The organism is Pseudomonas sp. K5002 (genome assembly GCF_013386655.1).
Classification (GTDB): Bacteria; Pseudomonadota; Gammaproteobacteria; order Pseudomonadales; family Pseudomonadaceae; genus Aquipseudomonas.
In genome coordinates this window covers 1-1,129 of the sequence record NZ_JACARK010000620.1, presented here as the reverse complement: position 1 = coordinate 1,129, position 1,129 = coordinate 1, and the positions used below count along the sequence as shown (strand labels likewise).

Sequence of the window (1,129 nt, the reverse complement as noted above, 5' to 3'; positions counted from 1 at the left end):
AGCCGCGCAGTACGCCGAGGACTTGTCCCTGGCACGCTATCGCCAGGGTGGCGCGGCGTACCTGGACGTGGTGACGGCGCAGGTAGCGTCGTTGCAGGCACAGCGCACGGTGCTGGATCTGCAGACTCAACAGTTAAGCGCCAACGTAGGGCTGATCAAGGCACTGGGTGGCGGTTGGAATATGGCCCAACTGGCCCAAAAGAACCTGTAGGAGCGAGCGTGCTCGCGAAGGTCGTCGACCACACCGCGGGCATCCTGAAAGAACACGGCGCCCTCGAGTTTTTCGCGAGCAAGCTCGCTCCTGCCGTTAGTTGTTGTGAACATTGAATCCAAGGAGTAGTGGCATGACTGATTACGTACCGCCAAAAGTCTGGACCTGGAAGACCCAAAACGGCGGCACCTTCGCCAGCATCAACCGGCCCATTGCCGGCGCGACCCACGACAAGGAATTGCCGGTAGGCCGTCATCCGTTGCAGCTGTATTCGTTGGCAACGCCCAATGGCCAGAAGGTCACGATCCTGCTGGAAGAGCTGCTGGCCCTGGGTCACCAGGGGGCGGAATACGATGCGTGGTTGATCAAGATCGGTGACGGCGACCAGTTCGGCAGCGGCTTCGTCGGCGTGAACCCGAACTCGAAGATTCCCGCGCTGCTGGACCGCAGCGGGCCCAAGCCGATTCGGGTGTTCGAGTCGGGTGCGATCCTGCAGTACCTGGCCGAGAAGTTCGGCGCGTTCCTGCCCACCGAACCGGCGGCCCGTGCCGAATGCCTGTCGTGGTTGTTCTGGCAGATGGGCAGCGCGCCGTACCTGGGCGGTGGTTTCGGGCATTTCTATGCCTACGCGCCGACCAAGATCGAATACGCCATCGACCGCTTCGCCATGGAAACCAAGCGCCAACTGGACGTACTGGACAAGCAATTGGCGGAGCACGAATACATTGCCGGGGATGAGTACACCATCGCCGACATGGCGATCTGGCCGTGGTACGGCGGCCTGGTGAAAGGCCGCTTGTATGAGGCGGGGGAGTTTCTCTCGGTGCAGGATTACAAGCACGTCGTGCGCTGGGCCAATGCCATCGAAGCGCGGCCGGCGGTGCAGCGTGGGCGCCGGGTCAACCGTGTGTCGGGCGA

1 protein-coding gene and 1 pseudogene are annotated in these 1,129 nt (G+C 62.4%); both read left to right on the top strand.

What is annotated here, in order from left to right; genetic code table 11:
* Positions 1–211 (top strand): annotated as a pseudogene (locus tag HX846_RS24845) (RND transporter); the annotation flags it as partial.
* Between the two features lie 133 nt (positions 212–344).
* Positions 345–1,129 (top strand): glutathione-dependent disulfide-bond oxidoreductase (gene yghU, locus HX846_RS24840; RefSeq protein ID WP_178966289.1); only part of this gene is annotated, 785 nt, incomplete at its 3' end.